The sequence below is a fragment of the Pseudomonas putida genome (assembly GCA_041071465.1).
In the GTDB taxonomy this organism is placed as follows: domain Bacteria; phylum Pseudomonadota; class Gammaproteobacteria; order Pseudomonadales; family Pseudomonadaceae; genus Aquipseudomonas; species Aquipseudomonas putida_P.
Genome location: CP163498.1, coordinates 407286 through 425486 on the forward strand (window position 1 = coordinate 407286; position 18201 = coordinate 425486).

The 18201-nt window shown below is 61.2% G+C and carries 12 protein-coding genes and 3 pseudogenes; 6 read left to right on the forward strand and 9 right to left on the reverse strand.

Annotated elements, in window-relative coordinates:
- Positions 1 to 298: 298 nt before the first annotated feature.
- The 6 genes and pseudogenes from argR to acs form a co-directional block, all read right to left on the reverse strand.
- Positions 299 to 1278: pseudogene (gene argR / locus AB5975_01865) on the reverse strand (transcriptional regulator ArgR).
- Positions 1279 to 1376: 98 nt separating this feature from the next.
- Entirely contained in the window at positions 1377 to 2141 is a 765-nt protein-coding gene (locus tag AB5975_01870; GenBank protein ID XDR20727.1) for an ABC transporter ATP-binding protein, read from the reverse strand.
- A 22-nt stretch (positions 2142 to 2163) separates the two neighbouring features.
- Complete coding sequence (locus tag AB5975_01875; GenBank protein ID XDR20728.1) at positions 2164 to 2862, reverse strand: ABC transporter permease; 699 nt, start codon at positions 2860 to 2862, stop codon at positions 2164 to 2166.
- Complete coding sequence (locus tag AB5975_01880) at positions 2859 to 3548, reverse strand: ABC transporter permease (protein XDR20729.1); 690 nt, start codon at positions 3546 to 3548, stop codon at positions 2859 to 2861. The genes AB5975_01875 and AB5975_01880 overlap by 4 nt, the downstream gene beginning before the upstream one ends.
- Before the next feature lie 88 nt (positions 3549 to 3636).
- Positions 3637 to 4422, reverse strand: coding sequence for an ABC transporter substrate-binding protein (locus AB5975_01885; GenBank protein XDR20730.1), 786 nt, complete (start codon positions 4420 to 4422; stop codon positions 3637 to 3639).
- A gap of 513 nt (positions 4423 to 4935) precedes the next feature.
- Positions 4936 to 6897: an acetate--CoA ligase gene (acs, locus tag AB5975_01890; GenBank protein ID XDR20731.1), complete on the reverse strand. Its 1962-nt coding sequence runs from the start codon at positions 6895 to 6897 to the stop codon at positions 4936 to 4938.
- Between the two features lie 398 nt (positions 6898 to 7295).
- Here acs and AB5975_01895 point away from each other — a divergent pair, with 398 nt between their 5' ends.
- Positions 7296 to 7550, forward strand: coding sequence for a DUF2790 domain-containing protein (locus AB5975_01895; protein XDR20732.1), 255 nt, complete (start codon positions 7296 to 7298; stop codon positions 7548 to 7550).
- Positions 7551 to 7703: 153 nt separating this feature from the next.
- Here the strand turns inward: AB5975_01895 and AB5975_01900 are convergent, their stop codons facing one another.
- Positions 7704 to 9263, reverse strand: a complete 1560-nt coding sequence (locus AB5975_01900) for a sigma-54-dependent transcriptional regulator (protein ID XDR20733.1) — start codon at positions 9261 to 9263, stop codon at positions 7704 to 7706.
- A gap of 256 nt (positions 9264 to 9519) precedes the next feature.
- Here AB5975_01900 and phhA point away from each other — a divergent pair, with 256 nt between their 5' ends.
- From phhA to AB5975_01920, 4 genes and pseudogenes are all read left to right on the forward strand, one after another.
- Positions 9520 to 10308 carry a phenylalanine 4-monooxygenase gene (gene phhA, locus AB5975_01905; GenBank protein XDR20734.1) on the forward strand — a complete coding sequence of 263 codons (789 nt, stop codon included), beginning with the start codon at positions 9520 to 9522 and terminating at the stop codon, positions 10306 to 10308.
- Positions 10309 to 10347: 39 nt separating this feature from the next.
- Positions 10348 to 10703: pseudogene (locus AB5975_01910) on the forward strand (4a-hydroxytetrahydrobiopterin dehydratase).
- Between the two features lie 188 nt (positions 10704 to 10891).
- Positions 10892 to 11020, forward strand: coding sequence for a hypothetical protein (locus AB5975_01915; protein ID XDR20735.1), 129 nt, complete (start codon positions 10892 to 10894; stop codon positions 11018 to 11020).
- Positions 11021 to 11110: 90 nt separating this feature from the next.
- Positions 11111 to 12297: pseudogene (locus AB5975_01920) on the forward strand (MFS transporter).
- Between the two features lie 37 nt (positions 12298 to 12334).
- On the opposite strand, the gene AB5975_01925 reads toward AB5975_01920, so the two are convergent.
- The gene (locus tag AB5975_01925) at positions 12335 to 15355 is read right to left on the reverse strand and encodes an FAD-binding and (Fe-S)-binding domain-containing protein (protein ID XDR20736.1); all 3021 of its coding nucleotides are present in this window, start codon (positions 15353 to 15355) and stop codon (positions 12335 to 12337) included.
- Between the two features lie 152 nt (positions 15356 to 15507).
- On the opposite strand from AB5975_01925, the gene AB5975_01930 reads away from it, so the two are divergent.
- The gene (locus AB5975_01930) at positions 15508 to 16392 is read left to right on the forward strand and encodes a LysR substrate-binding domain-containing protein (GenBank protein XDR20737.1); all 885 of its coding nucleotides are present in this window, start codon (positions 15508 to 15510) and stop codon (positions 16390 to 16392) included.
- A gap of 68 nt (positions 16393 to 16460) precedes the next feature.
- Here the strand turns inward: AB5975_01930 and AB5975_01935 are convergent, their stop codons facing one another.
- Complete coding sequence (locus AB5975_01935) at positions 16461 to 17879, reverse strand: amino acid permease (GenBank protein ID XDR20738.1); 1419 nt, start codon at positions 17877 to 17879, stop codon at positions 16461 to 16463.
- Positions 17880 to 18201: the final 322 nt, after the last annotated feature.

Here is an 18201-nt window from a genome sequence, read left to right on the forward strand (position 1 = left end):
CTCCTGAAGAGGAACGCTGGCCTGGAAGTGGCGAGCGATGGGGGGATTGTAAGGACTGATCCGCGCCTGTCCTTGCGGCCAAGCGACAACTTGTTACAGCGCAAAACCCTGTTTGGACAAGGTTTTCGGCAATGCGACAAACACTGTCGCAATCGCGCAGTGTACGGGAGAGGGGGCTGGGTGAACGGGTGTTCACATAGGTTTGTGAGGGGCAGGATGTCCGGCGATGTTCGTCTGGCGCCTGTGAGATCGAGCGCTGCCTTCACCCCCAAGCCATACGCCCGGAATCCCCGAAAGATCAGCCTTTTTCGGCAGGCGCCGAACTCAGCTCGAACGGGCTGCTGCTGCGCCGCTGGTTACGGTCTTCCCGTGGCGTTGCACCAAAGAAGTTGCGATAGGCGCTGGAAAAATGCGGCCCCGAAGAGAAGCCACAAGACAACCCGATCTGAATGATCGACTTGCTGGTCTGCATCAGCATTTGCCGCGCCTTGTTCAGCCGCAGCTCCAAATAGTACTGGCTGGGCACGCGGTTCAGGTACTGCTTGAAAATGCGCTCCAACTGCCGACGCGACACGCAAACATGCTGGGCAATTTCGTCGGTGGTCAGCGGCTCTTCGATGTTGGCTTCCATCAGCAGCACTGCCTGAGTCAACTTGGGATGGCTGGACCCAGGCGGTTCTGCAGCGGAATTCGCTGGCGCTCGCCACCCTCGCGAATGCGCTCGACCACCAGCTCTTCCGACACCGCCCCGGCCAGTTCCGCCCCGTGATCGCGCGCCAGCACCGCCAACAGCAGGTCAGTCACGGCCATGCCGCCGCAGGCGCTCAGGCGGTCACGATCCCAATCGAACAAGTGGCTGGTGGCGATCACTTTAGGGAAGCGTTCGGCAAAATCATCTTGCCAGCGCCAGTGCACCGCAGCGCGGTAGCCATCGAGCAGCCCCAGCATTGCCAAGGGATACACCCCGGCAGACAGGCTGCCAATCATGCAGCCACTGCGCGCCAGCTGCTTGAGCGCCGCCGACAAGGCAGCCCCCATCGCCGCAGGCGGCTCGTCAGCCAGCAGAAACAGCTTGTGGCAGCCCTCCAGGCGGCCGGTCCACGGCTCGCCTGGTAGACGCCAGGCGCCATCCTGCGCGGGTTCAGCTTGCAGGAAAGACAACTCGTAGATCACATCCGGATGCACCCGCTGCGCCACCTGCAACACTTCCTCGGCCAGCGCCAGGGTCAAAGGCCTGGTGCTGGGCCAGATGAGAAAACCGATTCGCTGGGTGGTCATAGGGTGCGGTCCGAAACCTGAGGTCGTTCGAGTCTGTGCGCCGGGTCAGGCTGCGCTTGCCGCGCAGCATGCCCTATTCTGGTGCAAAAATGCAGCTTTTACTTCAGGCTGCCGGAGAGGAACTGCTTCAGGCGCTCCGACTGCGGGTTGGCCAACACTTCACGCGGGCAGCCGGTTTCTTCCACCAGGCCTTTGTGCAGGAACACCAGCTGGTTGGACACCTCTCGAGCAAAACCCATTTCGTGGGTCACCACCACCATGGTCCGGCCTTCCTGGGCCAGCGCCTGCATCACTTTGAGCACATCACCTACCAGCTCGGGGTCGAGCGCCGAGGTCGGCTCGTCGAACAGCATAACCTCCGGCTCCATCGCCAGCGCCCGGGCAATTGCCACACGTTGTTGCTCACCACCCGACATATGCCCAGGGAAAGCATCCTTGCGGTGAGCGACACCGACCTTGGCCAGGTAGTGCTCGGCCTTCTCCAGCGCCTCCTTGCGGCTCACGCCCAGCACGTGCACTGGGGCTTCGATGATGTTCTCCAGCGCGGTCATGTGCGACCACAGGTTGAAGTGCTGAAACACCATCGAAAGGCGCGAACGCATGCGCTGCAACTGACGCGGGTCGGCAGCCTTCAGCGCGCCGTCCTTGCCGGCGACCAGCTTGAGCTCTTCGTTGTTGAGCAGGATCTTGCCGGCGTGCGGCTGCTCCAGCAGGTTGATGCAGCGCAGGAAGGTCGACTTGCCTGATCCGCTGGAGCCGATGATGCTGATAACGTCGCCGGCCTTGGCCGCCAGAGAAACGCCCTTGAGCACTTCGTGGCTACCGTAGCGCTTGTGCAGGTCTTGGACTTCGAGTTTGTACATGCTGTCGATTCTCACAAAGCGGTCAGTGCTTGCGCGGCGCCAGGTAGCCGAGCCAGCGGCGTTCGGCCATCTTGAACAGGCGCACCAGGATGAAGGTCAGGCACAGGTAGAACACGCCCGCCGTGATATAGGCCTCGAAAGGCAGGTAGTACTGGGCATTGACCGTGCGTGCGGCACCGGTGATGTCGATCAGGGTAACGATCGACGCCAGGCTGGTGGTCTGCAGCATCATGATCACTTCGTTGCTGTACTGCGGCAGCGCCCGGCGCAGGGCGGACGGCAGCAGGATGCGGCGGTACATCTTCATGCGCGACATGCCCATGGCCTTGGCCGCCTCGATCTCGCCGTGCGGCGTGGCCTTGAGGCTACCGGCGATGATTTCGGCGGTGTAGGCACTGGTATTGATGCCGAACGCCAGGCAGGCGCAGAAGGTGGCACTGGACAGCAACGGCCAGAAAATACTTTCGCGCACGGCCTCGAACTGAGCCAGGCCGTAATAGATCAGGAACAACTGCACCAGCATCGGCGTGCCGCGGATCACGTAGGTGTACAGCCATGCAGCCAGGTTGACCACAGGCTGTTTGGATACCCGCATCAGGCCCAGTGGAATAGCCGCCAGCAGGCCGAAGAACAGCGAGATCGCCAGCAGCTTGAGGGTGGTCAGCAGCCCGCCGAAATACAGCGGCAATGCCTCCCAGACCACGTTGTAGTCAAAGATCATAGTTCAGCCACCTTGACGCCTACCGAGTAGCGGCGCTCCAGATACTTCAGGGCCAGCAGCGAGACACTGGTCAGCACCAGGTACAGGGCCGCCACCGCCAGGAAGAAGGTGAACGGCTCGCGGGTGGCATCCGCCGCCTGCTTGGCCTTGAACATCATGTCCTGCAAACCGACCACCGAGATCAGCGCGGTAGCCTTGGTCAGTACCAGCCAATTGTTGGTGAAGCCAGGGATCGCCAGGCGAATCATTTGCGGCACCTGGATGCGGAAAAATACCTGACGATTGCTCATGCCATAGGCCACGCCCGCTTCGGCCTGGCCCTTGGGAATACCCAGGAACGCGCCGCGGAATGTTTCCGACAGATAGGCGCCAAAGATGAAGCCCAGCGTACCGATACCTGCAATCAGCGGGTTCAGGTCGATGTAGTCTTCGTAGCCGAGCAGCGGCGCCACCCGGTTGATGATGTCTTGCCCGCCGTAGAAGATCAGCAGGATCAGGACCAGGTCCGGAATGCCACGGATCACCGTGGAATACAGATCGCCCAGCCAGGCCAGCCAGCGCACCGGCGACAAGCGCAGCGCTACGCCGATCAGGCCGAGCACGATGGCCAGGGCCATCGACGACAGGGCGAGCTGCAGCGTCAGCCACGCCCCGTCGAGGATGACTGCCCCGTAGCCTTTCAACATGATGAGGTCCTCGACCTAGAGAATGAAAAATGGTGCAAACCTCAGAGCCTCTGCTGTTTGCACCATTGCACAGGTGAAACCCGACGTCTTAGTTCGAGTCTGGACCGTAGATGTCGAAGTTGAAGTACTTCTTCTCGATTTCTTTGTACTTGCCGTTTGCACGGATGGCGTCGATCGCCGCGTTGATACGATCGACGTTGGCCTTGTCGCCCTTGCGCACGGCGATGCCGATGCCGTCACCAAAGTACTTGGCGTCGGTGAAGGCCGGGCCTACGAAGGCGAAGCCCTTGCCGGCGTCGGTCTTGAGGAAACCGTCTTCCAGCAGGGTGGCATCGGCCACGGTACCGTCGAGACGACCAGCCGCCACATCGAGGTAGATTTCGTTCTGGGTGCCGTAAGGCACGACGGTGGCACCTTTGGCGCCCAGCACTTCCTTGGCGAAGCGATCGTGGATCGAGCCGCGTTGCACGCCAATCTTCTTGCCTTTGAGTTCATCCAGGCTGTCGCTGACAGTGGTGCCGTCCTTCATGACCAGGCGCGCCGGGGTCAGGTAGTAGCGCTTGGTGAAGTCAACCGATTTCTTGCGGTCATCGGTGATCGACATGGACGACAGGATGGCGTCGATCTTGCGTACTTTCAGCGCCGGGATCAGGCCGTCGAACTCCTGCTCGACCCAGGTGCACTTGGCTTTCATCTCTTCGCACAGGGCGTTGCCGATGTCGTAGTCAAAACCTGCGATGCTGCCGTCAGGTTGCTTGAAGGCGAAGGGTGGGTAGGCGGCTTCGATGCCGATTTTCAGCGGTTTTTCATCGGCCTGCGACACCAGGGAAAACACAGACAGCGCCAGGGCGCCAAGCAGTGCGAGCTTCTTCATCAGGTAACTCCATCGGTACGGGGCAATACAAGGCAGGTAACGGCTGCCCGATATGCGAATGAGTACAACGCGAGCCGCGCAGGGTTCGACCAAGGCCGCATACCACGAGCGAGTGAGTGGCATTTTAACGACAGCCCGGTAGTCGATATTTCTTCAAAGCGACAACTACTTACAGAAGCGCCTGAAACCGCTGCGGGCGATGTTGACAGCCATTGCAAATTATGCAAAAGCGCAAGAAATAGAACCTTTAGACCTAGCAATTCCTGGGCCTATTATTGGCAAAGCCTTGTACTACGGCAAGTGTAGCGTGCTGTGTTGCACAAAATGGCTACTGGAATGCACCGAAATGGCCCGGATTTGTTTCCTGGCGCCCGAACCTGTGCGGAAACGGTGACAGAAGAGTTACCGATGAATGTCGGGTAACAGTAAAGCAAAAACCCCGCCGGTTGCCCGGGCGGGGTTCTCTGATGCCTGCACACCCCCTGTAGGAGCGGCCCGCGCTCTGCCTTGATATCAGGCCGAAGCCAGGTTCATCGCCTTGTGAGTATCGATCAGGTGCTGCACTACGCCAGGGTCGGCCAGGGTCGAAATATCGCCCAAGGCATCGTACTCACCGGTGGCGATCTTGCGCAGGATACGGCGCATGATCTTGCCCGAGCGAGTCTTCGGCAACCCAGGCGCCCACTGGATCACATCCGGCGAAGCGATCGGGCCGATTTCCTTGCGCACCCAGTTCTTCAGCTCCAGACGCAATTGCTCGCTGGCCTCGATACCGGCATTGAGGGTGACATAGACATAGATGCCCTGCCCCTTGATGTCGTGCGGCACGCCAACCACTGCGGCCTCGGCAACCTTCGCATGCGCGACCATGGCACTTTCGATCTCGGCAGTGCCCATGCGGTGGCCGGAGACGTTGAGCACGTCGTCCACACGGCCGGTGATCCAGTAGTAGCCATCCTCGTCACGGCGCGCACCGTCGCCGGTGAAGTACATGCCACGGAAGGTCTTGAAGTAGGTGTCGACGAAGCGGTCGTGGTCGCCGTACAGCGAACGCGACTGGCCCGGCCAGGAGTCCAGGATAACCAGGTTACCTTCGGTGGCACCTTCGATCAGGTTGCCCAGGTTATCAACCAATGCCGGCACCACGCCAAAGAACGGACGGGTTGCCGACCCGGGTTTCAAGCCCGTGGCGCCAGGCAGCGGGCTGATCAGGATGCCACCGGTTTCAGTCTGCCACCAGGTGTCGACGATCGGGCAACGCTCCTTGCCTACGGTCTTGTAGTACCAGTTCCAGGCTTCTGGGTTGATCGGCTCACCCACCGAACCCAGAAGGCGCAGGCTGGAGCCGTCTGCTCCCTCTACAGCCGCTTGCCCTTCGGCCATCATGGCGCGGATGGCAGTTGGCGCGGTGTAGAGGATGTTGACCTTGTGTTTGTCGACGATCTTCGACACGCGGGTGATGTCCGGGTAGTTAGGCACGCCCTCGAACAGCAAGGTAGTGGCGCCGTTGGCCAGCGGGCCGTAGACGATGTAGCTGTGGCCGGTGACCCAACCGACGTCGGCGGTGCACCAGTACACCTCGCCCGGGCGGTAGTCGAAAACGCGCTCATGGGTCAGTGCCGCGTACACGAGGTAACCGCCGGTGGTGTGCAGCACGCCCTTCGGCTTGCCGGTGGAGCCGGAGGTATAAAGGATGAACAGCGCTTCTTCGGCACCCATCTCTTTCGGCGCGCAGTGGCTGGAAGCCACTTTCATCAGGTCTTCGTACCAGATGTCGCGGTGTTGGTGCCAGGCAATGTCGCCACCGGTGCGCTTGCACACGATGATTTTCTGCACACTGCTGGTTTCAGGGTTGGTCAGTGCCAGGTCGACGTTGGCCTTGAGTGGGGTACGACGGCCGCCACGCACGCCTTCATCGGCGGTGATCACCACCTTGGACTTGCAGTCGATGATACGGCCGGCCAGCGCCTCGGGCGAGAAACCGCCAAACACCACCGAATGAATCGCACCGATACGGGCACAGGCCAGCATGGCAACCACAGCCTCGGGGATCATTGGCATATAGATGGTGACTACGTCACCCCGGTGCACGTCCTGGCCGCGCAGGGCGTTGGCGAACTTGCAGACCTGCTCGTGCAGTTCGCGGTAGGTGATGTTGCGGTGTTCGGAAGGGTCGTCGCCTTCCCAGATGATGGCCAACTGGTCGCCGCGCTCTTCAAGGTGGCGGTCCAGGCAGTTGGAGGAAACGTTCAGAGTGCCGTCGGCGAACCATTTGATATCGACATGGTGGTCGTCGAAGGAGGTCTGCTTGACCTTGGTGAACGGCTTGATCCAGTCGATGCGCTGGGCCTGCTCGCGCCAGAAGCCGTCCGGGTTGATCACCGACTGCTGGTACATGGCCTTGTAGGTGGCCTCGTCGGTCAGGGTAGTGGCCGCAACCTCGGGACGAACGGGATACAGTGGAGCCGCACTCATCTGTGTTACCTCGGTGTAATAGTTGTTTTTGTATGGAACCGTTTGTAACTGTACCAGAGCGACAAAAGCCATTCGACGTTGGTAGTAATTTGGTACGCCCGTTCCGGCAGAGCGCTCTGGCGCGGGCATTACAGCCCAGGCAGAGAGGAAAAGAGGGGCTTTGCCACAGGATTGTTACAGATTCTGTCAAAACACTTTATCAAAAGACCCACTGTTTCAGCTTTGGCCACAGCCATAAAATTCACCTCGCCAGCAACGGCAAGGCGATTAACAACTGGTAACAGCCCCCACGAAGGCAAGCGTTGATCTCCATCTCATCCCGATAGTTAAAACTAGCAGTACTCGCGGCGCCATAAGCGCCGCGTGCCCCCTCACGACCTTAGACAGGTAAATAGAAAATGAAAGCTTTACTGGTATTGGTACTTGGCAGTCTTTGCGGCGCGGCGATGGCCGGCGAAGCTAAAGATGCCGAGCAGATTCCGGTTGAACAGTACAGTTACTCGCAACACCTGGACATTGCCCGTGTCATCTCCATGAGCGAAGTGCCCAATGTGTGCGAAGTCGTGCCAGCCCGTATGACCTACGAGGACTCCAAGGGCCAGAAGCACATTCTCGAATACCGCGTGATGGGGAACGGCTGCTCTAACGGCTGATACCTTCCGAATCAGGGGCCCTGCGGGCCCCTTTCGCGGCACAAGGCCGCTCCCACAGGTATTGTGCTCTACCGAAGAGCAGCACATTACCTGTGGGAGCGGCCTTGTGTCGCGAAAGGACTGCGAAGCAGTCCCAGGTTCTTTGGCCAATAACTAATCCGTCGACTTGTTAAGCGCGTAATCTCTCAACTTGTTGGCAATTGTCGTGTGCGAAACACCCAATCTTTTCCCTAACGCCCGACTACTCGAAAATTCCACCATCAAACTTTCCAGTACCGCTTTCTCAAAGCGCCCGACAATCTGCGAAAGATCCCCTTCCAATGAAAACTCGCCCAACGGCTGCCGCACGCCATAATCCGGCAGGCGTATATGCTCGCTTTTGACCACGCCGCCTTCGCATAAAGAAACCGCTTGGAACAATACGTTTTCCAATTGCCTTACATTGCCCGGCCAATGGTATTGCCCAAGTTTTTCCATTGCCGCCGGCGCCAGGCGCGGCATGGCGCAGCCGATCTGTCGGCTGGCCTGATCGAGAAAGTGCTGCACCAGCCCCTCCAGCCCATCCATGCATTCACGCAAAGGCGGAATGTGCAGCGACAATACGTTAAGGCGGTGATAAAGGTCCTGGCGAAACTCGCCACGGGCGCACAGTTCGGACAAATCCACTTGGGTCGCGCAAATCACCCGCACATCCAGGTACACCTCTTCATCGCTACCGACCCGGCGAAAGCAGCCGTCCTGCAGAAAGCGCAGCAGCTTCACCTGCAAGCGCGGGCTCATCTCCCCTACCCCATCAAGGAACAGCGTGCCACCTGCGGTCAGCTCCAGCAGCCCAAGCTTGCCTTCGGCCCGCGCTCCTTCGAATGCTCCAGGGCCGTAACCGAACAGCTCTGTCTCGGCCATCGACTCGGGCAACCCGGCGCAGTTGAGCGCCATCAGCGGCGACTGCCCACGCGGGCTGGCCAGATGGCAGGCGCGCGCCAGCAGCTCCTTGCCAGTACCGGTTTCGCCCTCGATCAGCAACGGCGCATCCAGCGGCGCCATGCGCCGCGCTTCACGCACCACCGCAGCCATCACCCGTGAGCTCTGGAAGATGCTGTCGAAACCGCGTAGCTCCTGCTTGCGCACATTGTAGATACGCTCGCCGATGCGATCCGCCCGATGCAGGGTAAGTACCGCGCCAGCCAGCGCCTCGCTCTCGTCGTGCTCGGACTGCAGCGGTGCGATATCGGCCAGGAACACATCACCCTTGACCTTGATACGCAGGCCATTGATGCGTGACTTGTTGGCCCTTACCAGCTCCGGCAGGTCGAAGTCTTCTACATAGCGCGCCAGCGGCATGCCCGGCACTTCGTCTACCCGCACCCCTAGCAACTGTGCGGCGGAACGGTTGGCGGCAACGATGCTGCCGCCCATGTCGATCGATAGCACCGGGAAATCCAGCGCCCCGAGCAGCGCATTCAGCTCCATGTGCCGGCGCTCACTGGGCATCAGGCCCACGCGCTTCACGCCAAATACCCCGGCTATGGCCTCGAACTTCGGTCGCAAGGCTTGGAACTGCAGATTGATCAGGTTCGGGCAGTGCAGGTAGATGGCGTTGCCATGGTCACCGCCCACCTCGCCACGCAGTACGTTGATGCCGTACTCGACCAGCAGGTTGAGGATGTCGCGCAGGATGCCAATGCGGTTCTGGCAATGCACTTTGATACGCATGAGGGCTCTCGAAGCGCCAATGTTTTTCAACACCGCGCGGAAAAGTCGTAAAGATAAGCTGACAAAAACTGCGCAAACATCAGCCAGATGCCTCGGATTTTCCGACACCCGCGCAACTTTGTAAAATTATCGTTACGAAAAACCCGTTTGCGACGCTTCGCGACAGCGGTCAGCCCCCGTGCAAAATCGCCGGTGAAGGGATATTTCTTGGGTATGTCCTGCACATAACAAGAAAAGCCCTCACCAGGAGAGCCTCATGAAACAGACGCAATACGTGGCACGCGAGCCCGATGCGCATGGTTTTATCGATTACCCGCAGCAAGAGCATGCGGTGTGGAACACCTTGATCACCCGCCAGCTGAAAGTGATCGAAGGCCGCGCATGCCAGGAATACCTGGACGGCATCGACCAGCTCAAGCTGCCCCATGACCGCATTCCGCAGTTGGGCGAGGTCAACAAGGTGCTGGGCGCCACCACCGGTTGGCAGGTTGCCCGGGTGCCGGCGCTGATCCCCTTCCAAACCTTCTTCGAGCTGCTGGCCAGCAAGCGCTTCCCGGTCGCCACGTTCATCCGCACCCCGGAAGAGCTGGACTACCTGCAAGAGCCCGATATCTTCCACGAGATCTTCGGCCACTGCCCGCTGCTGACCAACCCCTGGTTCGCCGAATTCACTCACACCTACGGCAAGCTCGGCCTGGCTGCGACCAAGGAACAACGCGTGTACCTGGCGCGCCTGTACTGGATGACCATCGAGTTTGGCCTGATGGAAACCCCGCAGGGCCGCAAGATCTATGGCGGCGGCATCCTCTCGTCGCCTAAAGAGACCGTCTACAGTCTGTCTGGCGAGCCCGAGCACCAGGCCTTCGACCCGATCGAGGCCATGCGTACGCCGTACCGCATCGACATCCTGCAGCCGCTGTATTTCGTGCTGCCGAACATGAAGCGCCTGTTCGACCTTGCCCATGAAGACATCATGGGCATGGTCCACGAAGCCATGAAGCTGGGCCTGCACGCACCGAAATTTCCACCCAAGGTCGCTGCCTGAGCGACCTTGCCGATAACAACTCGAACCGGAAAACACCTCATGAATGCCTTGAACCAAGCCCATTGCGAAGCCTGCCGCGCCGATGCGCCGAAAGTCACCGACGAAGAGCTGGCAGAGCTGATTCGCGAAATCCCGGACTGGAATATCGAAGTACGCGACGGCCATATGGAGCTGGAGCGCGTATTCCTGTTCAAGAACTTCAAGCACGCCCTGGCATTCACCAATGCCGTGGCGAAATCGCCGAAGCCGAAGGCCACCACCCAGGGCTGCTGACCGAGTGGGGCAAGGTTACCGTGACCTGGTGGAGCCACTCGATCAAAGGCCTGCACCGCAACGACTTCATCATGTGTGCACGCACTGACAAGGTGGCGGAAACGGCTGAAGGCCGTAAGTAATCACTGACTGAAGGGGCCGAAAGGCCCCTTTTTTCATGAGAGAAATGTGCGCTGTTCGCCCGCAAAACCGACAAACGAACGGGAAAAAATCCAAACTGTCATCCAGACTTGTGTATCCTGCCCAGCTTTGCGAAGCTCCAAACGCGCCTGGCGCAGACTTTTCACTCACACTTGCGAGGAACGACGAGATGCATGAGATCCCGAATCTTCCCTTCCCAAGCCTGAACCCAGAAGAGCCAACCGTGACCGTTCACGCCGAACCGGCAACTGCCGTCGAGCAGGATGGTGACGATCAATCCAGCGCTGACCAGGACTAACCGCGCATCCCCGACTGTGTGAAAACGGCTGACCTGCGGGCCACCCCCGTCATCACGTTTTCACACCGTCCTGAACACATGTAGGCCCCCATGCCCGACTCACCGCGCCCCCTTGCGGTCACCCTGCAAGTCGTTTCCATCGTTCTCTTCACCTTCATCGGCTACGTGAACATCGGCATTCCACTGGCCGTGCTACCTGGCTATGTGCATAACGACCTGGGCTTCAGCGCCGTGGTCGCTGGCCTGGTAATCAGCGTGCAATACCTGGCCACCCTGCTCAGCCGCCCTACCGCCAGCCGCATCATCGACAACCACGGCAGCAAGAAAGCCGTGATGTACGGCCTTGCCGGCTGCGGCCTCAGCGGGGTGTTCATGCTGGCGTGCGCCTTCCTCACCCACCTGCCCTGGCTGAGCCTGGCTTGCCTGCTGGTCGGCCGCCTGGTACTGGGCAGCGCTGAAAGCTTGGTGGGGTCGGGTGCGATCGGCTGGGGTATCGGCCGGGTAGGCGCCGCCAACACAGCCAAGGTCATTTCCTGGAACGGCATCGCCAGCTATGGCGCACTGGCCATCGGCGCTCCACTGGGCGTGCTGATGGTCAAGGGGCTGGGGTTGTGGAGCATGGGTGTGAGCATCATCCTGCTGTGCATCATCGGCCTGCTGCTGGCCTGGCCCAAGCAGGCCGCCCCCATCGTCAGCGGCGTACGCCTGCCATTCCTGCGGGTGCTGGGCAAGGTGTTCCCGCATGGTTCGGGCCTGGCCCTGGGCTCGATCGGCTTCGGCACCATCGCCACCTTCATCACCCTGTACTACGCCAGCCGAGGCTGGTCCGATGCGGCGTTGACCCTGAGCCTGTTCGGCGCCAGCTTCATCAGCGCGCGGCTGCTGTTCGGCAACCTGATAAACCGTATCGGCGGCTTCAGGGTGGCAATCGCCTGCCTGTCGGTGGAAACACTCGGGCTGCTGATGCTGTGGCTGGCCCCCAGTGCCGAAATGGCCTTGGCGGGTGCAGCACTGAGCGGGTTTGGTTTCTCGCTGGTGTTCCCGGCGCTGGGCGTGGAGGCAGTGAACCAGGTGTCGGCGGCCAACCGTGGGGCCGCGGTTGGGCGTATTCACTGTTCATCGATTTGTCGCTGGGGGTGACCGGACCACTGGTGGGCGCGGTGGCGGCGGGGTTCGGGTTTGCTTCGATGTTTCTGTTTGCGGCGACTGCCGCAGCTTGCGGGCTGGTGTTGAGCTTGTATCTGTACAGACAAGCGCGGCGGCATCGAGATCATTGAAAGCAGGGGGCGCTTTGCGCCCCCGAGGCCCTGAAGGTTAACGCTGGGTGTACTGCAACACCACTTCCAGCGGGTGGCGCATCTTGCGTTCGGTCATGCGCTTGACCTGACTACGGCACGAATAACCGGTCGCCAGCGGCTCTCCTTCCTTGTCCAGCTTGGTCGCCCAGCTCTGCTCGAAGATGGTCCGCGAGGTTTCCTGATTGCGCGCTTCGTGCCCATAAGTGCCGGACATGCCGCAGCACCCCGTGGCCTCGGTCACCAGCTTCAGCCCCAAACGGGCAAACACCTGCTCCCACTGCTTGGTACTGGCCGGCACGTTGGTCTTCTCGGTGCAGTGTGCCATCAAGCGGAAGTTACCCGGTGCGGTCGGCGCCTGCTCAGGCAGCACATTCATCAGCCACTCCTGCGGCAACAGCACCTGCGGGCAACCTTCCAGGCCCGGCACCTTCTGGTACTCCTGGCGATACACCAGGGTCATCGCCGGGTCCAGGCCTACCAGCGGCACCCCGCATTCGGCCAGGGCCTTGAGCTGGGTGGCGTTGCGGATCGCCGCCTTGGCAAACGCACCCAGGAAGCCCTGCACGTGCAGCGGTTTGCCGTTGGCGCTGTAAGGCGCCAGGAACACCCGGTGGCCCAGGCGATGGGCCAGGTCGATGAAGGCCGACAGCAGCGGCGTTTCAAAGTAGCGAGTGAAGGCATCCTGCACCAGCACGATGCTGCGCTCGCGCTGGGCCGGGGTCAGCTCGCGCAGTGTCGGCACCGTGGCCACGCCAACGCGGCAGCGGGTCAGGGTGGCCTGGAAGTTGAAGCGGCTGATCAGCGGGCTGTCGACCATCCCCACCTTGTCGGCCAGCAGCTTGCTCACCCACTTCGAGCCCATCACGGCGTTGTACAGCCCCGGCGCATGGGCCAGGTACGGGATGGTGAACTCCAGCGAGCCAATCAGGTAGTCACGCAGCGGGCGCTGGTAGCGACCGTGATACAGCTCGAGGAAGCGCGAGCGGAAGTCCGGCACGTTGACCTTGATCGGGCACTGCCCGGCGCACGACTTGCACGCCAGGCAGCCGGCCATGGCGTCGTATACCTCATGGGAAAAGTCTTCCTGGCCCTGGCTGCGTGCGCGGTTATTGCGCAGGCGCGCCGGCAGGCCCTTGAGCCACGACACCTTGCTACGCGCCGCCGCCAGCACGTCGATGTTCGCCTCGCCCTGCAGGCGCAGCCACTCGCGCATCAGCGAGGCGCGGCCCTTGGGCGAATGCTGGCGTTCGCGGGTAGCTTTCCAGGATGGGCACATGGCGTCGTTGGGGTCGTAGTTGTAGCAGGCGCCGTTGCCGTTGCAGTGCACGGCACTGGGGAAGTCCTGCCACACGCGCTCGTCGATGGTACGGTCGAGGTCGCCGCGCAGGGTCACGCCATCGACCGGAGTCAGGCCCTCTGAGCTGCCCAGTGGGGTGCAGATCTTGCCGGGATTGAGCTGGTTGTGCGGGTCGAACGCACCCTTCAGACGCTGCAGCGCCGGGTACAGCTCGCCGAAGTACTCCGGCACGTATTCCGAGCGCAGGCCCTTGCCGTGCTCGCCCCACAGCAGGCCGCCGTAGCTTTTGGTCAGAGCGGCAACGGCGTCGGAAATCGGCTTGACCAATGCGGCCTGCGCCGGGTCTTTCATGTCCAGTGCCGGGCGCACGTGCAGCACGCCGGCATCGACATGGCCGAACATGCCGTAGGCCAGGCCGTAGCCATCGAGCAGCGCGCGGAAATCGGCGATGTAGTCGGCCAACTGCTCCGGCGGTACGGCGGTGTCTTCAACGAACGGCTGCGGGCGTACCTCGCCTTCGACGTTGCCCAGCAGCCCTACCGAACGTTTACGCATGGTGTACACGCGAGTGACTGCCTCCGCCCCCTCGGCAAGGGTGTGGCCCAGGCGCTCGACGCTGGTATCGCTTTGCAGGTGCTGGATGAACGCCTGCACCTTGGCGTTGACCTCAGCCGGCTCGTCGCCACAGAACTCCACCAGGTTGATACCCAGGGTCGGGCGCTCGGGGTCGGCCGGGAAGTACTCGGCAACGCTGTGCCAGACGATGTCTTTCATCGCCAGCATCAGCACCTTGGAATCAACCGTCTCGATCGACAGCGGCTTGTGCGCCATCAGCGCATTAGCGTCGCGCAGCGCGTCCATGAAGCTGGTGTAGCGTACGTTGACCAGCACCGCGTACTTGGGGATCGGCAATACGTTGAGCTTGGCTTCGACCACGTAGCCCAGCGAGCCCTCGGCGCCACACAACACGCTGTTGAGGTTGAAGCGCCCCTGCTCGTCGCGCAGGTGCGCGAGGTCGTAGCCGGTCAGGCAACGGTTGAGCTTGGGGAAGGTGGTTTCGATCAATTCGCCCTGGGTTTGCTGAATGTCCCGGGCCATGCGGTACACCTCGCCGACCCGGCCGGGCGCGGCACAGGCTTGCTCCAGCGCGGCATCGTCGATCGGCAGGCTGTGCAGGCGCTCACCACCGAGCAGCACGCTGTGCAGCTCCAGTACGTGATCGCGGGTTTTGCCGTAGGTGCAACTGCCCTGGCCACTGGCGTCGGTGTTGATCATGCCGCCAACCGTGGCGCGGTTGGAGGTGGACAGCTCAGGGGCGAAGAACAGCCCGTGCGGCTTGAGCGCAGCATTGAGCTGGTCCTTGACCGTACCGGCCTGCACCCGTACCCAACGCTCCTCGACGTTGATTTCGAGGATCTTGTTCATGTGCCGCGACAAGTCGACGACGATACCGTCGGTCAGCGACTGCCCGTTGGTGCCAGTGCCACCGCCGCGCGGGGTCAGCTTGACCTGCTGGAAGCGCGGCTCGCCCATCAGCGTGGCGACCCGCGCCACATCGTCGGCATCCAGCGGAAACACCGCCGCTTGCGGCAAGCGCTGGTAGATCGAGTTGTCGGTGGCCAGCACGGTGCGGGTAGCGTAGTCAGCACTGATCTGGCCACGGAAGCCGCTGTTGCGCAGGGCTTCGAGGAATTCGGGGTAATTGGCGCTCGGTGCAACGGTCGACAGCTGGGCGATCATCGAAGGATGGCCTCTTGATATTGGCTTATTCACGGGATTCCTGTCGCTCCGGCATGGGTTGATGCATGCAGGGATGACGTATAGGCCAATGTTCCTGTAGTTTCGCTTCAGGGGCAAATGGATAATCCTGCCGCTATCAATGACTTTTATGAATGAATTACCGCCACCTGACCCCATCCATGTCGTTGCTGCTGGCTTTCGAGGCCGCCGCCCGGCATGAAAGCTACACCCGCGCCGCTGCCGAACTGTCACTGACCCAGAGCGCGGTCAGCCGCCAGGTGCAGGCGCTGGAGCAGCAGCTGGGCCTGACCTTGTTCCGCCGTGAGGGGCGCCAAGTACAGCTGACCGATGTCGGCCGCCTGTACCAGCGTGAGCTCAGCGAGGCGCTGGGGCGCATCCGCAGCGCCACCCTGCAGGCGCTGGCCTACCAGTCGGGGGTGGGCACCTTGCGCCTGGCCACCCTGCCTACCTTCGGTTCGAAATGGCTATTGCCGAGGCTGCATGCGTTCTACAGTGCCCATCCGGGCATGCTGGTACACATTCATTCACGCATCGAAGCCATCAACTTCGACACCAGCGAAATCGACGCTGCCATCGGCGTGGCCAGCCACGACCTGCCGGGGCTGATCTGCCATCGCCTGCATGCCGAGGAACTGGTGGTGATCCTGCCGCCCGAGGCTGGCGCGGCCAGCCAGAACTGGAGCCCGACAAGGATCAGTGAAGAGGTGTTGTTGAATGTGGCCAACAACCCACACGCCTGGGGCGAGTGGTTTTCGCACCATGGCCTGCCGCACCGGTCGATGCGCCTGGGCCCGAGTTTCGAACTGACCTCGCACCTGATCCAGGCGGTGCGCGCCGGGATTGGTATCGGGCTGGTGCCGCGCATTCTGGTGGAGGAAGAGTTGGCCAAAGGTGAGCTGTACAGCCCGGGGGTGGCGTTTGCCAGCCAGCGCAGTTATTACCTGATCTACCCGCCCAGGAATGAGGCCTTGCCTTCGCTACGGGCATTCAGGAGCTGGTTGCTGGAGCAAATCTGAAGCACAGGCAACGAAAAACCCCAAGCCGGTCACCAGACTTGGGGTTTCTGCATGCTGCCGTAGCTACGTTACTTGGCCACGTGACCCGCAGCACCACCGGCATTGAGCTTGCGGCGCGGCTTGACCATGTAGATCACAAACATCCCGAACAGCCAGAACGGAATGGCATACACCGACACCTGAATACCCGGGATCATCAGCATGATGCCAAGGATCAGCACCACGAAGGCCAGTACCAGGTAGTTGCCGTAGGGGTACCACAGCGCCTTGAACAGCGGCTTCTGGCCGGTACGGTCGAGGTGCTGACGGAACTTCAGGTGCGAATAGCTGATCATCGCCCAGTTGATCACCAGGGTCGCCACTACCAGCGACATCAGCAGCTCCAAGGCGTTCTGAGGCATCAGGTAGTTGAGCAGCACGGCGACGAAGGTAAAGGCAGCCGACACCAGGATCGAACGCACTGGCACGCCACGCTTGTCGACTTTGGCCAGCGACGCCGGGGCATCGCCCTGCTCGGCCATGCCCAACAGCATGCGGGCATTGCAGTAGGTGCCGCTGTTGTACACCGACAGCGCAGCGGTCAGTACCACGAAGTTCAACAGGTGGGCGGCCACGTCACTGCCCAGCAGCGAGAACACCTGCACGAACGGGCTGCTGCCGTAGCTGCCACCCGAGGCATCGATGCTGGCGACCAGGTTGTCCCACGGGGTCAGCGACAGCAGCACCACCAAGGCACCCACATAGAAGATCAGGATGCGGTAGATGACCTGGTTGATCGCTTTGGGGATCACGGACTTCGGCTTGTCGGCCTCGGCGGCGGTAAAGCCGAGCATTTCCAGGCCACCAAAGGAGAACATGATGAACGCCAGGGCCATCACCAGCCCGCTGACACCGTTCGGGAAGAAGCCGCCATGGGACCACAGGTTGGCGACAGTGGCGTCCGGGCCGCCGCTGCCGCTGGTGAGCAGGTAGGCACCCAGGCCGATCATGCTGACGATGGCGACCACCTTGATGATGGCAAACCAGAATTCAGCTTCACCGAAGAACTTCACGTTCATCAGGTTGATGGCGTTGATCAGCACGAAGAACGCCGCCGCCGTGACCCAGGTAGGGATTTCCGGCCACCAGTAGTGAACATACTTGCCGACCGCCGAAAGCTCCGACATGCCCACCAGGATGTACAGCACCCAGCAGTTCCAGCCCGACAGGAAGCCGGCGAAACCACCCCAGTAGGTATGGGCGAAATGGCTGAACGAGCCGGCCACCGGCTCTTCGACGATCATTTCGCCAAGCTGGCGCATGATCATGAAGGCGATGAAGCCGCAAATGGCGTAGCCAAGAATCATTGACGGGCCGGCGGATTTCATCACGCCTGCCGAGCCGAGGAACAGGCCAGTACCAATCGCACCACCCAGGGCGATCAATTGGATATGGCGGTTCTTCAGGCCCCGCTTTAGCTCGCCTGAATGCATGTTTTGTCCACTCATGAACGAAGTCACCTGCATTGTTTTTATCTGTGACGGAATCGGACCCACCGCGCTCGTGGCGCAGCGGAATGGGCAAGGTGGTTACCTTGGGTTTCTTGACCTCAGGTGCCGCCGGGGCGGGTCAACCAGGCGTGATCAAGAGTGCGCGGTACGCAAAAGGGTCACAGGTAAAACGCGGCGCACTGTATACCCCTGCAAGCGCGCAGGCGTCAACGCGTTGCGTCCTTCCATCCGGAAAAAACGCAGCGATCCTGTGGTGTGGGCCTTGAAAGGCGGAGTGATCGGCGTACATGGCGCCTCCATTTGTTGTTTTGTCAGCCCG